A 19179-nucleotide genomic window follows, 5' to 3' on the forward strand; every position below is an offset into this window, starting at 1 on the left:
CTTTATCGTTATTAACATAAATAATATTAATACCGATGCGAACTTCACTGCCACGGGTTGGCCTAATAAGCATATAGATGAGATAAAAAATCGGGTGGTTCGCTACTAACAGATGGACCAGTTGTCACTGGTAATTGTCCTCCAATGCATCATTTACTGCTCTACTCAACAAGGAACCAAACCATGAAGCAAACTGATGACGAATCACTGGCGCTTTCCCTGATCCGAAATGACCTGCCATTTCGTCTCCAACGCCGAGTGGGATTAATTCCTAAACAGGGATTAGGCACAGTACGCCGGGCGGTATTTTTTGCTTTGCTCACTTGGCTGCCTATCGTCATTTGGGCCATAGCCACAGGCCGAATATTGCCCGGCACTGTGGACGAGCCACTACTTCGGCACTTCGGTGTGCATGTTCGTTTTTTGCTCGCTGTTCCGCTGTTCATTCTGGGCGAGGGGATGATTCATCGGCTGAGCACGACGCTCACTCCTTATTTTCTGACTTCGGGCCTAGTACAGCCGAATCAGACATCGGATTTCGTAAGCATCATCAGGAGTATTGCCCGCCTGCGTGATCGAACCCTGCCTTGGGTGTTGATCATCACACTCATCATAGCCTGGACAGTCTTAGAGCCAATAACCGCCAGGTCTGATCTGGACCATGAAGTCAACTGGGCTGCAAACGGCGGCGTAGGCCATCTCGGCTTCGGCGGCTGGTGGTTCATGTATGTGAGCCGCCCTATCTTCGTCGCCTTCTTGGCGGCCTGGATCTGGCGCCTGATCCTGATATTCATCCTGTTGAAGCGCATTGCCCGGCTCGATCTCGCCATCGTGCCCACTCATCCGGATGGAGCCGGTGGCTTGGGCTTTCTTAAACGATTGCCGAAGGCATTCAGCCTGTTCGTCTTTGCCGTATCGGCGGTGCTGGCTTCGCGCCTGGCCCATAATGTGCTGTACCACGGAGTCGACGTTCAGTCTTTAAGGCTAATGCTCATAGTTTTTCTGGTTGTCCTCGTCGGGATTTGTCTGGCGCCGCTTATGACATTCGTCGTTCCTCTCGCCACCGCCAAACGCCGTGCCTTGCTGGACTACGGCGCTTTGGTCGGCGAACACGGGCGCTTGGTGCGCCAGCGCTGGATTCTGGGTAAAACGGAAGTAGACGATTCACTGTTACATGCGGAGGAGCTTGGACCGGTGGCTGATACCCTGACACTTTATGAAGCCGTCAGAAAGATGAGCATAATGCCGATCGATAGATCCTCATTGCTTGCCATAGTGATACCGGCTCTGATTCCTATCGCTGCATTGTTCTCCCTCCAAATCCCGATCAAAGACATACTGATAAAGATTGCCTCTACCCTCTTCTAATAGTCTCTAGCCCAGCAGTGTGTTGTCTAGGCAACCTTGCCCCACTCTGATGCTTGCCTTATGAATGGGATCGTCTCTATTGGTTTACCATATCAGTGAATAAATTTCTGTGAGTGGCGAGCTATCAGACATTTTGCCCTACCCTCGCTGAGAAACGGAAGTTTTGAACCGATAATTTCAGAATATTGATTAACAAACTCAGTTTTCTGCAACGGATGAAATAGGTCCGGAATGAAGCGCAAAAAGTTAAATGACGCCTTCGCTTTGGCTTCCATTGCTGAATTAACCGGAACAATAAAAGCACAATCAAATCCAATATTTTGCACAAAGTAGACGCTTGCTATAGACAGCATAAAGGAGAGTGGAAAGGAATGACTGTAAAAATACAGCATAAAAGGGACTGAAGCTCTTCTTCAAATTGATAGAGCTACGCATACATAATGCGTCGTTCTTTTGACTTACAATCAATACCTAAGTAGATTTATTTTGATTTACACAAAGATGGGACACTAATGGGACATCTGAAAATAAAAACAACCTGAATCTCCTTTTAGAACCAGATTAGACAAGATGATTTTTTCGACTTGGTATAACGCGGTCCACGTCAATTCATAAAAGTCTGAACTTGACTAGTCGTTCTTATAAAATCAGTCTCAACTTGTTTTTAGTTTTACTCAGCCATGATTTTTTCCCAATGGTATTGACAATAGCTGCAAGTACCATCTAAACATTGTTCATCAAGAGTTAAGTCCTCTCCGCACATCTCACAATGCGTATATTCCATTTGATAATCACAAGCTACGCAGCAACTTTCTGAAATAACAAATGTATTTTGATTGCACTCAAGACAATAATCATATGGAGGCTCGCCGCCTTGCGTAGCTGCTATATAAGCATCTCCATACAAGCTTTCTTCAATACATTTCTCAACAACATCACTAAAGCAAAAGTCATGATTACATGTTTTGCAGTGCAGATTGATTTTAGGATATGAATCATCTTCACTTAGAGCTTGAATTAATGGTGAATTGCAAAGTGGGCAGCGAAGCTCTACAAGTGCTTCTTTGACTGATTCATATTTCCAATCAATTTTATTGAGTGTTTCATTACAGGCTTTTACTTCGGCGTCGTATACCTCTGCGACATTCAGCAAGGCAGACCAGCACTCTTGCCCAATCAAATCCTGTGGCTCTTCGTCTAACTCACTGCTTACAAAATCACGGATAAGCAAAAACGATTTACTAATAATTTCTCTAATTGCATCAGGACTTTCTGACGAGTAATAGTGCTCCAAATTGTTACGCAATACATTAATTTCTTTGAATCTTTTCCAATCAACCTTAACCCCTAAACTTTCAAATCGATTTTGTATTGACTGTACATCAACCGTACTTTTTCCATGCCCTATAAATGTCAATTGCCCTGTTTTACCAATGATTGGCCTAATATCCTTTCGGATTAATAGTTCTTTATCGTGGTCAGGTGATAGTCTGCAAAGCTTCTCTTTGTACAAGAGGAGTAACCCAGCAGATATATTTCTGACAGCAGAGACACTTCTTCTGTTATCTTTTGTTTCGTAATCTTCTATACCGATTTGAATGGAATCTATTGCATTTTGTAGAATGCTCATGATTATCCTTATGAATTTAACGAATTAATTTCTAGTCCAAAATGAATTGAGGGAGTCGCTTTCAATTTAGTTATTAAAAATTCCTGAATCATACACTCAAACACTCCCCCCCATCCCTTCAATAAACGTATTAATAAAAGCCTGAATCTTATCGGCCACACGTTCAACAATAGACTTCCGTTGCAATATTTTCGGTTTAAAACTCAGTGAGCTGACAATCTCTTGTTCGCGAGGTAAGCGATTGGCAAAGGTGTAATCATTTAACAGTTTTTCAAGCTGCTCGGGCACAATCTGTTCTTCCTCGCATAAGGCGTTAAAAGCTTTTTGCCTGTTTTCTGCCCAGAATGATTCAAATTCGGCAATCACGTTGTCGGTGGATTTGATGTTGGGCAGATTCTCATCAATAAAGGCTTGGATGAGTACCTTCTTACTGCGCAATTGCACGTCCCCGGCCACCAATTCAACAATTTCTTTTTGGCGTTTGGTGCGCTCTTCTTCGGGCAGTTTATTCAGGCTCATTAACAGATTGAGGATATAAGCCACGTTAATCTCATCCCGATGAACTAAGCTTAACTCAAAGTCTACATCATCCAATACTGAAGTTTTTTCTTTGCTCTGGTCGCTTTTGACTTTGTCGTAGACATCCAGATATTTGCTTTTGTAATCCTCAAAGGTCTGGGCGGTTAAACTTAAATCGGACTCATCAAAATCGGCAAACGTCGTCAAAATATTTTTGATGCGCAGCAATTCCCTGAACTTGGTTACAAATTCCAGCTGTTCTTTTTCGCTTGGCAAGGCATCAACACTTTTCACCGTGGGGGCAATCTCAAGTAGCTCCCGAGTAGCTTTATTGAAGGCTTTTACATAATCTTCGTAAGGCTCCACCAGCACCGTTTCTTTGGCATCTTTGTTAGAAAACAAGGCAATGGCTTCATCAGTGGCTTTTTTCAAATTACGGAAGCAGATAATGTTACCGTGCGATTTTTTTTCATTCAGATTGCGGTTGGTACGTGAAAACGCCTGTACCAAACCATGAAACTTCAGGTTCTTATCCACATATAACGTATTTAAACGCGGACTATCGAAGCCGGTTAAAAACATATTCACCACCAGTAAAACATCAATTTCCCCACTGCGTACCCGCTTGGCAATGTCCTGGTAATAGTTATAAAAGGACTGACTGTCATTAGTGCTGTATTTGGTGCCAAACAGCGCGTTATAGTCGGCAATAAACTCATCCAGCTTGTCGCGGCTGGATTGATTGATTTTCGTGCCCGTAGGCAAATCCGGCGATTCTTCCGGTATCAGACCGTTGATTAAGCCATTCGCCTCGGGGTCTTCTTCATTGGCGGCATAGCTGAATATCGTGGCAATTTTTAATGGCCGGGCAGCCTCTACCTGTTTCTGCTTGAACAAATCATAATATTTAATCAGCGAAGCGACACTGCTCACGCAAAACATCGCAGTAAAATCGGGTGATTTCGTTTTTTGCCGGTGGTGGGCCAGAATGTAATCGGTAATTTTTTCCAGGCGTTGCGGGCTTTCCAGCAACTCCTTGGTATCAATCGCTTCGACCTCAATATCCAGTTCATTGGCACTGTCCTTGCGTTTGTATTTGCCGACATATTCCACTGCAAAACGCAGTACATTTTCATCGCGTATGGCATCGACAATCACATATTTATGCAGGCATTCACTAAACAGTGAGGCGGTGGTTTGCTGGCTGCCTACAGGACCGAAAGCGTTATCGGCAAAAATCGGCGTACCTGTAAAGCCGAACATTTGCGCGTTATTAAAAAATTTCTTGATGTTCTTATGAGTATCACCAAACTGACTGCGGTGACATTCATCAAAAATGAACACAAACTTCTTGTCTTGCAGATGTTCAATCTTGCCAACATAACGCTCTTTCATAATCGCGTTATTGAGTTTCTGGATGGTGGTCACAATCAGCTTGGTGCTGTCGTCAGTCAATTGCGACACAAGCTTGTGGGTATTGGTAGTGCTGTCCACGCTGCCTTTGGAAAAGGCATTAAATTCATTAGCTGTCTGGTAGTCCAGGTCTTTACGGTCAACAACAAACAGCACCTTATGTACCTTGGGCATACGCATAATAATCTGGCTGGCTTTAAATGAGGTCAGCGTTTTACCGGAACCCGTCGTGTGCCAGATATATGCGTTTTCCATGCTATTTTTAACCCGGTCCACTAACGCCTCGGCTGCGTAAAACTGATAAGGCCGCAGTATCATCAAGCATTTGCTGGTTTCATTGATGACGGTGTAATGCGTTATCATCTTGGCGATGTGGCAAGGCTTCAGGAAATCCGACGCAAATTCATGCAAATCCGATATACGGTTATTCTCTTTATCCGTCCAGAAAAAGGTCTGTTTGAAAGATTGCTTGAGGTTGTTGGAGAAATACTTAGTATTCACTCCGTTGCTGATGATAAACAACTGCACATACTGAAATAAGCCCGCTCCGGCATCATAAGAATCATGCTGGTAACGATTGACCTGATTAAATGCCACTTTCAGTTCGGCACCGCGCCGTTTAAGCTCAATCTGCACCAACGGCAAGCCATTGATTAGTAGCGTCACGTCATAGCGGTTTTTGCGCTTGCTTTCCATGGTGACTTGATGCGTGACTTGAAACTCGTTCATGCACCACTCGTCACAATTTAAAAAACTGATATAAACCGTGTCGTTGTTGTCGCGTTTTAACGCAAACTTATCGCGCAAAACTTTGGCCCGTTCAAAGACATTGCCGGTATTGAGGTGATTAAGAATGCGCTCAAATTCAGACTGAGTCAGCATAATATCACCGTTATGGATTTCCAGTTGCCGCTTAAAATTCGCCAGCATACCGGCTTCATGCTCAATGCGCACAAAGCTGTATTCCATGCCCTTTAGCTGAGCAATCAGGGCTTCTTCCAGAGCGTATTCGGATTGTGTAGTCATTATTTTATTTTTTATTAACGTCCAATTAAGCTTGCTTAATTTGGCTCTCAATCTTTCTGAGGCTTTATGCGCAGCTTCTTCGGTAAAAATCTTGTTGTTTTTAAAGCGGCTCTCAGTCTCTTTGCCTTGTTCTTCGATGTTCTTCTATTTGTCTGGATTAACTTCTTTAGCTTGGCTATTGGCAGAATCCCCTTGCCTTTTGGTGGGAATGTTGGCGTCTTCAAACAACTTACCTAATTCTTTAAGAGCTTCATCTATATCGGCTTCGGCTTTTTCGTAAGTGTATTTTTGCTCAGCAGCCATAATTAATCCCTAGTGCATTGTCACAGCTTAATTTTAGGGTAAATGGATTTCAGTTTCGTTCGTGCATCGTCCACTTTCATCTGCCAATCGACACCGCGTTGTTTGCTATTAACAGAGCTCGACCAGGCGCTAATTTCAGTCCGTAAGGTTTCCATGTCACCGAACCTTCGATGCGCCAGGCACTGTCGGGTCAGGGTACTCAACTCATTTTCAGCGATATTCAACCAACTGCCATGCTTGGGCGTCTGGCAAAACTTGATCCGCCGTACGAGGTTGCGGGCACGTTCGGGTTCGAAGACCTCATAAAAGGCTCCTTTGGTATGGGTGTTGAGATTGTCGCTCACCAGCGTCACCACGGGACACTGGGCATAACGCCCTTCCAGCAAGCGGGCCACTTCTTTGGCCCAATCTGCTTTGGTGCGCTGAGGGCGGGCCGTCACCTCGCGCCATCCGACTAACGGCTCGGTAAACAGGAACAAGCTGGCGGTGCCGGCACGCTCGTATTCGTAATCGACCCGTGGCGGCTGCGTCAGCGTCCCCGGTCGTGGCGTACGGGTCTCTTTGATCAACTGTATCGGTTGTTCGTCCATGCAAAGGACCGGATGCGCGGCCTCATACGGTCGCGCATACACGTCCAGCACCTCTTCCATTGCAGCCACAAATTCGGCGTCCTGCTCGGGCGGAATCACCCCATAGGCAATCGCCCGCTGCGTCATGCCGTTTTTTTAATCAGCTTGCGGACGGTCTCATGGCTGATGGCGTCTACAATCCCCAGTTCCACGACGCGCCCGGCCAACAGCCGCAGGCTCCAGCGCGCATAGCCTGCCGGCGGCGATCCCAAGCGCGTGGCGATAATGCGCGCTTCCTGTGCCCCGTCCAATAACCTCGGGGTCGGCGGATACTCGCGTTTTCGGCCTTCCAACGCCCGTTCAAAGCCCTCTTCGACAAAGCGCTGGCGGATCTTTTCGACCGTGTTGATCCGGCATGCGTAGGCCTCCGCAATCCGCTGGTCTGTCCAACCCGGGCCATTCGCATCGGCCTTGAACAGAATCTGCGCACGCCGGACTTTTTGTGAGCTGCCTTGAAGTTTTTTGATCACCTCTTGAAGATGATGACGTTCCGTATCGCTCAGGCGGACAATGTATTTCTTGGGCATGTCTCGTCTCCGGTTTGGGAAAAAAGCCTATTAGACAGTTTTAGGTAGCCCATATTCTTAGCGTTGGCAGTGCACTAGTTTATTTAAACAAACATTTGCTGTAACAAGCCTTGTTTGTATCGCTTCAGGGCGTTCAGTTGGATTTGGTTGTGGCTAATTTTGTCATCTAAGACAGTGAGGAAATTAGAGATTTTAATTTGTTCTGGAATGGATGGTAATGTAATTGGAATCTGAGCAAAAAGTGGATACCACAAATAAATTCTTACCCCACCTTCGCCAAAAGAATTAATTCTGTGTTTTGTTGATTCAAGTTCTAAAAAATTTAATAGAAAAGTATTATCAAGTGAGGCGAGGCATTTAAAACAAACATACAATGAACTAATAATACCTACTTCTTCAGTAAATAACGCAATAGAGCCAACATTTACTCTTGCTGGATTATATGCAAATTCTCCATCATAAATTATTTTGTAATCAGACAAATCATCTCCAGCAATAACTCTATCCTCAAAATGCTCGCTTTGTAAAACAAAGCCATTGTAGTTTGTAACTGAGAAAACTTCCGCGTCAATTAAGTTTTTATTTCTCCTAGAAAAAAGCTCAGTCACATCACCTAGAGTTTTCTCTTCCCACACAGGAAAATCCTGCCCATTATCGTCTTTAAAACGTAACTGTTGGCTAAAAATCTGCTGCATCACGCCTTTTTTGTAACGCGCTAACAACTCGCCTTTTTGCGTGAGTTGGGCTATTTTCTCATCCACCGCCGTGAGAAAGTTGGCGATTTTGGTTTGTTCGGGGATGCCAGGCAGAAAAACTGGGACAGCACTTAGTGAATTTTGTCCTATGTTATATCTTGTACTACCACCGCTACGCTGTGTAATTTCATTTCTTACTGAGCTAGAGCATTTATCTGTTACCTAAGATCAAGCCGTATTGCTAAAATGGGGCTTCATTGAATGAGAATGACCGAAGATGCCCAAACCTTACTCAGAAGACTTGCGCTTGCGTGTCGCGAAGGCTGTTGACAGCGGCAAAACGACACGCGAAGTCAGCGCGCACTATCAAGTCAGCCCCTCCTTTGTCTCCAGAGTGCATCAACTCTGGAAAAACACCGGCGGCGTTCAGAGCAAGCCGATCGGTGGTTACAGACGGGCCCTGTTGGAACCCTATGCAGCCGCCATCAAGGAACAGTTGGCGAACAGCCCATCGATGACCTTGAAGGAACTGCAGGATTGGCTGGAAACTGAACAAGCCCTGAGTGTATCGATTTCGGCCATTGATAAGTTTATCCGGCACAAACTGGGCTATCGCTATAAAAAAAACGGTCGTTGCCAGTGAACAGCAGCGCGAGGATGTCGCCAGGGCTCGCGAGCAATGGCAAGCCTGGCAGCAAACCTGCGATCTGTCGAAGTTGGTGTTTCTGGACGAAACAGGGCTATCTACCAACATGATCCGTCGTTATGGACGGGCCTTGGGTGGTGCTCGCTGCCGGGATGCTGCCCCAGCTGGTCACTGGCAAACGCTGACTTTTATTGCCGGCTTGCGTGCCGACAAACTCACGGCACCCTGGTGTGTGGATCAAGCCATGACGGGCGAAGCCTTCAAGGAATACCTGCGTTCGCAGCTGGCGCCAACTTTGAAACCCGGTGATATTGTTATTTGTGACAACCTGCCTGCGCATAAGGTGGCGGAAGTCCGGGATATTGTTGAAGCACACGGGGCGACGATCAAATACCTGCCGCCTTACAGCCCTGATCTGAATCCGATCGAGCAGGTTTTCGCCAAGCTGAAGGCGCTTTTGCGCAAGGCAGCGGCACGAACTTATGACAATCTCTGGCGCACTGTCGGCCAATTAATGGAGCGGTTTCATCCCGACGAATGCCTGAACTTCTTCAGGCATTCAGGCTATGTTTCTGACTAAAAAATAAATGCTCTAGTTTTTAGAATGTAATTGAAGAAAATAGGACTGTATTCCATAACTCCTCTTCCTCTGATTACAAAGCCACCAAACGTAACTGATTGATTCCCTATATAAACATTTGACTGCCCTACTTCTTCCCTTGTCTCTGAACTTCTTTGAAACAAAACATCACCAAACTTAACTTCAGCCTTAATGAATTCGTCTTCAGAAATATTCACTGAACCAATGATTTTCTCATACGTAATAAAATCATTATTAATAATGTCTAAAACGTTAATAAACTTATATCCAGAACCATATTGTTCTTTTGAAGCATTAACACCATTTTTAAAAGTAAAAATGTCACCAAGAGTTTGATTGTTCCATGTTCCGCTAAACTCTTTAAATCGCAACCGTGGCACATTCATACACTTTCACCTTGTATAGCAAACGGCGGCTTAATGCCCAATTCCAAGCAAAACGCAGCAATCGTGGCATCGGTGCTTTTGCTGGCTTGTTCCAATTCAGTCAATTGCGCGGCAATAGCGTTTAAATCAATTGCGTCTTCGGCTTCAAAAGTATCGACATAACGCGGAATGTTGAGATTGTAGTCATTGGCTTTAATATCGGCTAATGAGACAACGTGGCTATATTTGGGTGTATTGGTGCGATTGAGATAAGCCTTAACAATGTTGTCAATATGTTCAGGCAACAGCTTGTTTTGGGTTTTGACTTTTTCAAAGTGCTGGCTAGCATCAATAAACAAAATATCATCGGGATTTTTACGGCATTTTTTAAACACCAGTACGCAAGTGGGAATACTGGTGCCGTAAAAAATATTGGCCGGTAAGCCAATCACGGCATCCAAGCAATTGAGTTGTTCAATCAGATATTGCCGTATATGGCCTTCCGCTGCACCACGAAATAACACGCCATGCGGTAATACACAGGCCATGATGCCATCGTCGGCCAGCTGGTAAATCATATGCTGAACAAAGGCCATGTCGGCTTTGGTGGCCGGGGCGAGTTTGCCGTAAACACTAAAGCGGTCATCGCTCATCATCAACGGACTGGGGTGCCAATGGGCGGAAAACGGCGGATTGGCGACAATCGCATCAAAGCGCAAATCGCGATGTTGCGGATGCTCTAAGGTGTTTTCTTGCCGTATATCAAAATCCGCATAATGGACATCGTGCAGAATCATGTTCATCCGCGCCAAGTTGTAAGTGGTGCGGTTGAGTTCCTGCCCGTAAATCTTGATTTTGTAATCTTGCGCGGCTTCCCGTTTTACCCGCAACAATAACGAACCACTGCCACAGGTCGGGTCATATACATTTTTCAGATTTTTATTCTGTCTGGTCACCAGTTTGGCTAACAGGATTGATACCGGCTGCGGGGTATAAAATTCACCGGCTTTTTTACCAGCGCCGCTGGCAAACTCGCCAATCAGGTACTCGTAAGCATCGCCCAGCACATCGGCGTTGGTATCGCTTAAGTTGAAGTCTATCTGGTCCAGGTGGATTAATACCTTGGCGACCAGTTCATTTTTGGCCCTTTCGGTGTTACCCAGCTTTGAAGACGTTAAGTCCAGGTCTTCAAATAAGTTACTAAAGTCATCGGCGCTGTCGGTGCCAAGCGTGCTTTGCTCGATGTTTTTTAAGATGTGAGTAAGGTCGGGCAGAATGAAGTTATGGCCTTCGCCTTGTGAATGAGCGTCTTCTTGATTATTGCCTTTCATGGCAATGGCATGAAAGAGTTCCGAGGGTTTTAAAAAATAGCCCAACTCTTTGACGGTGGCTTCCTTAACTGCTTCTATGATTGCAGTGCCTTCTTCATTGCTTTCATCAAGGGTGGCAAATTTAACGCCATTGAACCGCCCCGATTTTCTCGGAGGCTCCAACTTATGAGAAAATGGAGCTATGACCAAGAAAACCAACACCAACTTTTCACCGGAAGTCCGTGAGCGCGCAGTTCAAATGCTGCATGAACATCAAAGCGAATATGCCTCACAATGGGCCGCCATTCAATCAATTGCCGCTAAAATCGGCTGTACCGCTGAAACCCTGCGTCGCTGGGTACGTGAAACCGAAAAAACGAGTGGTGCACAAGAACAGCTGACAACGTCAGAGCGAGAGCGGTTGAAAGCCTTGGAACGCGAAGTACGTGAGCTCCGGCAAGCCAATGAAATTCTGCGTAAGGCGTCCGCTTATTTTGCCCAGGCGGAGCTCGACCGCCCATTCAAACGATGAAAGCCTTTATTGACGATCACCGTGATGTCTATGGGGTCGAGCCGATCTGCAAAGTATTGCCGATTGCCCCGTCGACGTATTATCGGCATGCGGTGTGTCAGGCCAATCCTAATCTGCGATCAGCCCGTGCTAAACAGGATGAGAGTTTAGGCCATCAGATCCGCCGGATTTGGGAGGACAATTTCCAAGCGTACGGTGCGCGTAAGGTCTGGCGACAATTGCAGCGTGAAGGGAAAAACGTGGCTCGTTGTACAGTGGAACGTTTGATGCGCCAGCTAGGGTTACAAGGCGTGGTGCGCGGCAAAACAGTCAAGACAACGATCAGCCGCCCTGATGAGGCTTATCCATTGGACCGCGTCAATCGGCAATTTAAGGCAGAGCGTCCGGATGCGTTGTGGGTAGCCGATTTTACCTATGTTTCCACTTGGCAAGGTTTTGTCTATGTCGCCTTCGTGATCGACGTCTTTTCCAGGTTTATTGTCGGCTGGAAGGTTTCCGCTTCCGCTCGCACTGATTTCGTCTTGGATGCACTCGAACAAGCGGTCTATGCCAGGAGACCGGCAGGTGGTTTAATTCACCATAGCGACAGAGGCGTGCAGTACGTGTCGATCCGCTATACCGAGCGTTTGGCCGAAGCCGGTATCGAAGCCTCAGTAGGGAGCGTAGGCGATTCCTATGACAATGCGCTAGCCGAAACCATTAATGGCTTGTATAAAGCCGAGGTGATTTATCGACAGGCCTGGAAAAACCGGGAAGCCGTGGAGCTGGCGACACTGGCCTGGGTTGATTGGTTTAACCATCGACGCTTGCTGGAACCAATCGGTAACATTCCACCGGCAGAGGCTGAAGAAAAGTATTATCAACGACTGACTGAGTCTGCTCAGGCGGCATGACTCACAACCATCGGCCTCCGAAAAATCCGGGGCGGTTCACCATCTTCTTCAAGTAAAGAATCCGCGTAACGTTGAATTTTTTCTGATAAGTATTTGTAAAAGATGAATCCGAGTATGTAATCCCTAAATTCATCGGCATTCATTTTGCCGCGCAGGGTGTTAGCGATATTCCAAAGCTGTTGTTGTAACCGACGACGTTGTTCTTCTGACATTGCTTCCCACTACCATTTAAAGTTCGGTTATTTAAAAACCCAAACCTAATTAAATGCCTGAAACACTCTGGGGTTTGTTGCGGGTTATTGTAGTGTTTTATATTGAAGTGCCCCGCCAGTGTCCCACAGAAACCTTCAGGCAATAAAAAAGGGCTTGGTAAATTACCTAAGCCCTTGTATGAATTCGGTTTTGTTGGTGGGTCGTGTGCGATTCGAACGCACGACCATCGCATTAAAAGTGCGGTGCTCTACCGGCTGAGCTAACGACCCTCAACAAAGAATGCTTATTATAAGGATTATTTTAGATCTTGCAACTCTTTTTTTAATTTCTTTAATTATTTTTTCTGATATCGCGTTGGATCTGCTATTCCAGCCTCGGTGAAACCGGCTTTTCTTAGACGGCAGGCGTCGCAAACACCGCACGCGCGGCCTTGCTCATCAGCGGAATAACAGGAAACTGTGCGGTTATAATCAACGCCCAATTCGGTGCCCAGTTTGATGATTTCGGCTTTGCTAAGCGAGATCAACGGCGTATGGATAGCAAAATGCTCGCCTTCTACCGCGGCTTTAGTAGCCAGATTCGCCAGTTGTTGAAACGCTTTGATAAATTCAGGCCGACAGTCGGGATAGCCGGAATAATCGACGGCATTGACCCCAATAAAAATGTCGTGGGCATTCAAGACTTCCGCCCAACCCAATGCGAAAGACAGAAAGATAGTATTTCTGGCCGGCACGTAAGTAACCGGAATGCCTTCCTGTGCCGTATCAGGCACAGCGATATGTTCATCGGTAAGGGCCGAGCCGCCGATTGAGCTTAAGCCGATATTGATGACTTTATGCTCCTCGACCTGATAGTCAGACGCTATCTGCGCAGCCGCTTTTAACTCGGCATTATGCCGCTGACCATAATCAAAACTTAAGGCATAGCACTTGAAACCCTGTTTTTTGGCGAGAGCAAGTACGGTAATTGAATCTAATCCGCCTGACAGCAGAATAACGGCTTTTTTTGACATTTCAGGTTATTTACCTCGGGCATCATCCCAAAGTATTTTATGGAGTTGTATTTGAAAGCGAACAGGCAGCCTGTCGCGCAGGATTTTTTCTGCCAGTTCGGTTGGATTCTGTTGCCCCATGGTCGGCGAGAACAGGATTTCGCAGCGGTTGGGCAAATCATGCTCGGCCAGGATCGCTTTCGACCATTCATAATCTTCATCACTGCCGATCACAAACTTGACCTGGTCCCTGGGCGTTAGATAGTCGATGTTTTGATAGCGATTCCTGCTTAATTCGCCTGAGCTTGGGGTTTTGAGATCCATGACTTTGCTCACGCGCGGATCTACGGCGGAAACGTCAAGCGCGCCGCTTGTTTCCAGCGAGACAACATAACCCTTGTCGAGCAATCTTGTCATTAATTCTAGGCATGAGGGCTGAGCCAGAGGCTCTCCGCCCGTGACAGTCACATAGCGGGTCGCATACTGATCAACCTGGTCAATGATGGCATCAATCTCTGTTTTTGTACCGCCGGTAAACGCATAGGCGGTATCGCAATAGACGCATCTTAATGGGCAACCGGTGAGCCGGATAAACACGGTAGGCAGCCCTACCGTATTCGACTCACCTTGTAGCGAATGGAAAATTTCGGTTATACGTAATGAACTCACAATCAGGGCTTGGCTTCCTCAAGCTGCAGCAATTTCTTTTTTGCCAAATGCGCTGCAGTTGAGCTAGGGAAATCAACAGTAACTCGGGTTAAATATTCTCGCGCTTTGACCCAGTTTTGCTGATCAAATTCAATATACCCCAACTTTAATAAGGCATCCGGCGCCTTGGCGCTACTCGGATAATTCTGGATGACGGCATTAAAGGCGGCACGCGCCGAATTAAGGTCCTGGTTGACTTTATGCGCCTCGCCTAGCCAGTATTGGGCATTGCTTGCCAGGGCGCCGTTCGGATATTGACTTAGGAAGGTATTGAACTGCGTGATTGACTCGCTAGTGTGCCCTTTCCTCAAAGCTTCATAGGCCTGTTGGTATTGCTGTTTTTCACCGTCTGAGACCTGAGGCTCAGCCGGTTGCTGCACCGCAGGCGCAGGCTGCGGTGCTGGAGCATTTTCCGCCGGAGCCGGAGCTGGCGCCGCTGGTGCTGGTACTGGTGCTGGTGCTGGTGCTGCAGCAGGATCGGCCGCATTGGCAGCCGGAGCAACCGCACCTTCTTGACCAGGTGCAGTTCCTGTAGCTGCTGGAGCACCGCCAGCCGCATTATTCTCAATGCTGCTCAGACGCTCATCAAAGTCGGAGTACATAGTACCCTGTTGCTTTTTCAGTTCAGCGATCTGATTGGCCTGCTCTTCCAATTTGCCTGTAAGCTGCTGCACTTCAGATTGCAATTGCTCTACACGCGCCATCAGCTCATATACGGCATTAGGCGGAACTGAGCCCTGATTGGCCGCTCCGGAAGGATAGGTTGAATTATCGATGACAGGCGGCAATGCCCCTGGTTCTGCATAAGCAGTGCTGCAGGCACACAGCAGCATGAGTAAACGCTTTTTCATTTATTTGCCTTGGTAGACCAGTTCAACACGACGGTTTAGCTGCCAGGATGACTCATCATGTCCAAATGCTGCCGGTTTTTCTTCACCGTAGCTGACGATTTCCAGCTGGCTTTCATTGACGCCTTGCACTTTCATCATGCTGGCGACCGCTTTTGCACGCTGCTCGCCTAGCGCGATGTTGTATTCGCGGGAGCCACGCTCATCGCCATGGCCTTCCAGTACGATGTGTTGTCCAGGATTTGCAAGCAGGTATTGTGAGTGAGCGGCAACAACCGGCACATAGTCCTGCTGTACCTGGCTGCTATCCAGCATGAAGTAAATAGTTTGTTTTGACAGCGGGTTGTTCGGATCGCTGAACTCCGGTCCCAGGCCGCCTCCGCTGCCAAAACCTGAGCCGCTGCCCATCTCCGAACCGGAGATGCCGGCCCCGCCATTCAAGCCGCTGGTTGAGGCATCATTGATGCCGGCCGCGCCACTCTGGCTGCCGTCGGTAAAGCCTGCATCCTGCTCATCGGTTGAACTGCAAGCAGTCAAGAGGGTTGCGCTGATTGCCAATGCCAATATTGCTTTATTCAATTTCATTTTAACTTCCATAAATAAATTATTAATTCTATTTTAAAAATAGGGTATCGCCAACAGCTCTAGTTCTCAGCCAGTATTGATATGTCGGGTCAATAGGCTTGATATAAATCCGCTCATCCTTCGACAAAGCCTTTAGTCCTGAGTGCAGTCGAAGAGGCAGGGCGAACGGATTTACTTTTATCCGTCAAGTCAGGATTGGCTGAGCACTAGGGTGCCCAAGCCGGTTCACGCACTTCACTACTATCAAAGACCAGTTTTTGCTGCATTTTACCATCGATTGATACGGCCGATAAGTAACCGGTGCCGCCTTTCCGTGACGCATACAAAATCAGATTGCCGTTCGGAGCAAAGCTGGGAGACTCATCCAGACGCCCTTCAGTCAGGACATTGACTGTACGGGTTGCCATGTCCATGACGGCAATACGATAGTCGCCACGGTTGCCATGCACCATCGCTATATTTTTGCCATCCGGTGAAAAACTGGCCCCCGCGTTGTAATCGCCGGTAAACGTCAGCCTTTTTTCCCCGCCGCCGCTGCTGGGCATGATATACAGTTGCGGCTTGCCGCCTCTATCCGATGTAAAGACGATATGGCTGCCGTCAGGCGACCAGGTCGGCTCGGTATCGATCGCATAGCTTTGAGTCAGCTTGGTCAATGAACGCGAAGACAGGTCCAGCACATAAATATCGGGGTTGCCGTCTTTGGACAAGGTCAGCGCCAACTTCTGTCCGTCAGGCGACCAGGCCGGCGCACCATTAATGCCGGGGAATTCGGCCACTTTTTGCCGCTCGCCTGTTGCCAGCGTCTGCACATAAACGCCGGCCGTTTTTCTCTCAAACGATACATAGGCCACTTTTCTGCCGTCGGGTGACCAGGCTGGCGACATTAATGGCTCAGGCGATGACGCGATGGTTTGAGGATTGAATCCGTCGGCATCGGCGACTTGCAGCCTGTGTATGCGCTGATTGCCGCCTTGCGACTGGCTGGTGATATAGATGATCCGGCCGCTGAAGACTCCTTTAATGCCGGTCAGCTTTTCATAAATAATATCGCTGATCTGGTGTGCCGTCCGGCGCAGCTCAGACGGCGGCGAGGCCATTCGGTAGCCCAATACCTGCGTGCCTTTATAGACATCGAACACTTGGAACTCAATATTATATTGTCCCGCGCCCTCTGCCACTTGTCCGATAACCAGATAGTTCTGCCCTAAAGACTGCCATTCGTTGAATCTGACCGCATCTGCCGTTGTCGGCCTGCTCAGCATGCTCTGTTCGTCCAGCGTTTTAAAATAACCGCTACGCCCCAGATCTGCATTAACAATCGAACTGATATCAACAGGCATACCGGATGCCCCTTGAAAACCGAAAGGCACGATAGCAATAGGCATGGCGCTCTCAATACCTTCGGTAATTTCAATATTCATTTCGGCATGGGTGATCGGGGCATGAAACCCGATCAGGCCGACTAACAACATTCTTCTAAAAAAACTCACATTATTTCCTCTGTCATTTAATTCAAAAAACCGGTTGACATCACCTGACCTGCCAATAAACGTCCTTACCTAAATAACAACGGGTAGAACAACACATTTATCCTCTCGGCTCGAATGTGAACGTAAACGATCTAAACTCTTTGTTAAACAATTCCCTATCCGTAGGTACAGGCAGCGGCTGAGCTTTTAAAACGGCATTGACCGCGGAATTATCAAACATTTCATCGCCACTGGATGCAATAACAACGGGCTCACCGATTACCTGACCGCCAGAAGTCAATCTGACTTGGATAGTGCATCTCATGCCGGCTGCAGCGGTAGGCGAACGAATCCAGCTGTGATTTACTTTTGTCTTAATCGCATTTATCGCCTGATCTCCGGCTGCAGCTCTCGCTGCTCTGGCCGCTTCGGCATCGGCCTTGGCCTTTGCTATTGCCGCCTGCTCCGCTGCGGCTTTAGCTGCTGCGACTCTTTCCGCTTCAGCCTTTGCAGCCGCGGCCTTTTCCGCGGCGGCTTTCTCGGCTGCCGCCTTTTCAGCGGCCGCTTTTCGCGCAGCTTCAGCTTTCTCAGCTGCCGCCTTTTCAGCAGCGGCTTTTCGAGTAGCTTCGGCTTTCTCAGCTGCCGCTTTTTCAGCAGCAGCTTTTCGCGCAGCTTCGGCTTTCTCGGCTGCAGCCTTTTCAGCGGCAGCTTTTCGGGCAGCTTCGGCTTTCTCGGCTGCAGCCTTTTCAGCGGCCGCTTTTCGAACGGCTTCGGCTTTCTCGGCTGCAGCCTTTTCAGCGGCCGCTTTTCGCGCAGCTTCAGCTTTCTCGGCTGCCGCTTTTTCAGCGGCCGCTTTTCGAACAGCTTCAGCTTTCTCGGCTGCCGCTTTTTCAGCGGCGGCTTTTCGCGCAGCTTCGGCTTTCTCGGCTGCCGCTTTTTCAGCGGCCGCTTTTCGAACAGCTTCGGCTTTCTCGGCTGCCGCTTTTTCAGCGGCGGCTTTTCGCGCAGCTTCGGCTTTCTCGGCTGCCGCTTTTTCAGCGGCGGCTTTTCGGGCGACTTCGGCTTTCTCAGCTGCCGCTTTTTCAGCGGCGGCTTTTCGGGCGACTTCGGCTTTCTCAGCTGCCTTTGCTCTTGCTATTTCAGCCTGCTCTGCTGCGGCTTTGGCAGCCGCGGTTCTTTCCGCTTCAGCCTTTGCGGCTGCGGCTTTTTCCGCGGCAACTTTCTCGGCAGCAGCCTTTTCAGCTGCTTCAGCGGCGGCTTTTACTTTTGCAGCCTCGGCTTTTTCAGCCGCTTCTTTTCGCGCAGCTTCGGCTTTCTCAGCCGCAGCTTTAGCTCGGGCAGCCTCGGCCTTCTCGGCAGCTGCTTTCTCGACTGCTGCCTTTTCAGCAGCTGCTTTGGCTTTAGCGGCTTCCGCAGCTGCTTTTGCTCTTGCTATTTCAGCCTGCTCTGCTGCGGCTTTAGCAGCCGCGGTTCTTTCCGCTTCAGCCTTTGCGGCTGCGGCCTTTTCCGCGGCAACTTTCTCGGCAGCAGCCTTTTCAGCTGCTTCAGCAACGGCTTTTACTTTTGCAGCCTCGGCTTTTTCAGCAGCTTCTTTTCGGGCAGTTTCGGCTTCCTCGGCTGCAGCCGCTTTTTCCGCCTCGGCTTTGGCGGCTTCGGCTTTTTGCTGCTCGGCTAATTGTTGGCGTTTCAATGCAGTGGCTTTTTGCTCAGCCTGCTTCTCAGCTTTAGTATCGGCTTCCTGAGGCGCGTCAATTTCTTCCAGCGAAGCCTGGATAATTTCCGGCGCTGGCTCGCTGCTTTGTTTAGGCTTGGTATCGAAACTTAACGCAAACAGGCTAAAGAGAACAACATGCAAAGCTAAAGCCAGGAGAAATGGCTTTACAAATCGTTTTTGACTATCCATTT

Annotated in this window: 19 protein-coding genes, 1 tRNA gene and 1 other annotated feature; of the genes, 4 read left to right on the forward strand and 16 right to left on the reverse strand. The window is 48.0% G+C overall.

The features are described 5' to 3' along the window. Window positions 1-183: 183 nt before the first annotated feature. Window positions 184-1368, forward strand: a complete 1185-nt coding sequence (locus ACTNE6_RS15250; protein ID WP_442497346.1) for a hypothetical protein — start codon at window positions 184-186, stop codon at window positions 1366-1368. Between the two features lie 670 nt (window positions 1369-2038). Here ACTNE6_RS15250 and ACTNE6_RS15255 read toward each other — a convergent pair. The 6 genes from ACTNE6_RS15255 to ACTNE6_RS15280 all read right to left on the reverse strand — a co-directional run bounded on the left by ACTNE6_RS15255 (window position 2039) and on the right by ACTNE6_RS15280 (window position 8296). After that, window positions 2039-2998: a hypothetical protein gene (locus ACTNE6_RS15255; RefSeq protein ID WP_442497347.1), complete on the reverse strand. Its 960-nt coding sequence runs from the start codon at window positions 2996-2998 to the stop codon at window positions 2039-2041. 96 nt (window positions 2999-3094) lie between these two features. After that, entirely contained in the window at window positions 3095-5956 is a 2862-nt protein-coding gene (locus ACTNE6_RS15260) for a type I restriction endonuclease subunit R (protein WP_442497348.1), read from the reverse strand. A 144-nt stretch (window positions 5957-6100) separates the two neighbouring features. Next, window positions 6101-6259 (reverse strand): hypothetical protein, encoded by a 159-nt coding sequence (locus ACTNE6_RS15265; protein ID WP_442497349.1) that lies wholly within the window; start codon window positions 6257-6259, stop codon window positions 6101-6103. Between the two features lie 20 nt (window positions 6260-6279). Next, complete coding sequence (locus ACTNE6_RS15270; RefSeq protein ID WP_442497301.1) at window positions 6280-6975, reverse strand: IS630 family transposase; 696 nt, start codon at window positions 6973-6975, stop codon at window positions 6280-6282. Beyond that, a complete protein-coding gene (locus ACTNE6_RS15275) occupies window positions 6972-7415 on the reverse strand; it encodes a helix-turn-helix domain-containing protein (RefSeq protein WP_268120897.1) in 444 nt (147 codons plus the stop codon). Before ACTNE6_RS15275 ends, ACTNE6_RS15270 begins: the two co-directional genes overlap by 4 nt. Before the next feature lie 83 nt (window positions 7416-7498). After that, window positions 7499-8296: a restriction endonuclease subunit S gene (locus tag ACTNE6_RS15280; RefSeq protein ID WP_442499704.1), complete on the reverse strand. Its 798-nt coding sequence runs from the start codon at window positions 8294-8296 to the stop codon at window positions 7499-7501. A gap of 91 nt (window positions 8297-8387) precedes the next feature. Here ACTNE6_RS15280 and ACTNE6_RS15285 point away from each other — a divergent pair, with 91 nt between their 5' ends. Next, on the forward strand, window positions 8388-8753 hold the full coding sequence (locus ACTNE6_RS15285; protein WP_442496983.1) for a helix-turn-helix domain-containing protein: 366 nt from the start codon (window positions 8388-8390) through the stop codon (window positions 8751-8753). Continuing rightward, complete coding sequence (locus ACTNE6_RS15290; RefSeq protein ID WP_442496982.1) at window positions 8692-9336, forward strand: IS630 family transposase; 645 nt, start codon at window positions 8692-8694, stop codon at window positions 9334-9336. Before ACTNE6_RS15285 ends, ACTNE6_RS15290 begins: the two co-directional genes overlap by 62 nt. Here the strand turns inward: ACTNE6_RS15290 and ACTNE6_RS15295 are convergent. Then, complete coding sequence (locus tag ACTNE6_RS15295) at window positions 9333-9743, reverse strand: hypothetical protein (RefSeq protein ID WP_442497350.1); 411 nt, start codon at window positions 9741-9743, stop codon at window positions 9333-9335. The genes ACTNE6_RS15290 and ACTNE6_RS15295 overlap by 4 nt on opposite strands. Next, complete coding sequence (locus ACTNE6_RS15300) at window positions 9740-11242, reverse strand: type I restriction-modification system subunit M (protein WP_442497351.1); 1503 nt, start codon at window positions 11240-11242, stop codon at window positions 9740-9742. Before ACTNE6_RS15300 ends, ACTNE6_RS15295 begins: the two co-directional genes overlap by 4 nt. Between ACTNE6_RS15300 and ACTNE6_RS15305 the strand changes: the two genes are divergently transcribed. Next, window positions 11235-12457, forward strand: a protein-coding gene (locus ACTNE6_RS15305) for an IS3 family transposase (RefSeq protein ID WP_442497352.1) whose coding sequence is annotated in 2 segments (ribosomal slippage) — window positions 11235-11526 and window positions 11526-12457 — 1224 coding nt in all. Because the reading frame shifts where the segments join, the coding sequence is not laid out codon by codon here. The genes ACTNE6_RS15300 and ACTNE6_RS15305 overlap by 8 nt on opposite strands. Further along, window positions 11519-11635 (forward strand) — a sequence feature (AL1L pseudoknot). (Overlaps the previous gene by 117 nt.) Here ACTNE6_RS15305 and ACTNE6_RS15310 read toward each other — a convergent pair. The 8 genes from ACTNE6_RS15310 to tolA all read right to left on the reverse strand — a co-directional run bounded on the left by ACTNE6_RS15310 (window position 12445) and on the right by tolA (window position 19177). Next, window positions 12445-12669, reverse strand: coding sequence for a type I restriction-modification system subunit M N-terminal domain-containing protein (locus ACTNE6_RS15310; RefSeq protein ID WP_442497353.1), 225 nt, complete (start codon window positions 12667-12669; stop codon window positions 12445-12447). The two genes, ACTNE6_RS15305 and ACTNE6_RS15310, sit on opposite strands and share 13 nt — an antisense overlap. Window positions 12670-12863: 194 nt before the next feature. Continuing rightward, window positions 12864-12939: transfer RNA gene (locus tag ACTNE6_RS15315), tRNA-Lys, on the reverse strand. Between the two features lie 65 nt (window positions 12940-13004). After that, entirely contained in the window at window positions 13005-13682 is a 678-nt protein-coding gene (queC, locus tag ACTNE6_RS15320; RefSeq protein ID WP_442497354.1) for a 7-cyano-7-deazaguanine synthase QueC, read from the reverse strand. A gap of 6 nt (window positions 13683-13688) precedes the next feature. After that, complete coding sequence (queE, locus tag ACTNE6_RS15325) at window positions 13689-14330, reverse strand: 7-carboxy-7-deazaguanine synthase QueE (protein ID WP_442497355.1); 642 nt, start codon at window positions 14328-14330, stop codon at window positions 13689-13691. Window positions 14331-14332: 2 nt separating this feature from the next. Next, on the reverse strand, window positions 14333-15220 hold the full coding sequence (gene ybgF / locus ACTNE6_RS15330) for a tol-pal system protein YbgF (RefSeq protein WP_442497356.1): 888 nt from the start codon (window positions 15218-15220) through the stop codon (window positions 14333-14335). After that, window positions 15221-15802 carry a peptidoglycan-associated lipoprotein Pal gene (pal, locus tag ACTNE6_RS15335; protein WP_442497357.1) on the reverse strand — a complete coding sequence of 194 codons (582 nt, stop codon included), beginning with the start codon at window positions 15800-15802 and terminating at the stop codon, window positions 15221-15223. Window positions 15803-16008: 206 nt separating this feature from the next. Next, window positions 16009-17277, reverse strand: a complete 1269-nt coding sequence (gene tolB, locus ACTNE6_RS15340) for a Tol-Pal system beta propeller repeat protein TolB (RefSeq protein ID WP_442499705.1) — start codon at window positions 17275-17277, stop codon at window positions 16009-16011. A gap of 115 nt (window positions 17278-17392) precedes the next feature. Continuing rightward, window positions 17393-19177: a cell envelope integrity protein TolA gene (gene tolA / locus ACTNE6_RS15345; protein ID WP_442497358.1), complete on the reverse strand. Its 1785-nt coding sequence runs from the start codon at window positions 19175-19177 to the stop codon at window positions 17393-17395. Window positions 19178-19179 lie beyond the last annotated feature (2 nt).

This window comes from Methylobacter sp. sgz302048 (assembly GCF_052162025.1).
Lineage (GTDB): Bacteria > Pseudomonadota > Gammaproteobacteria > Methylococcales > Methylomonadaceae > Methylobacter.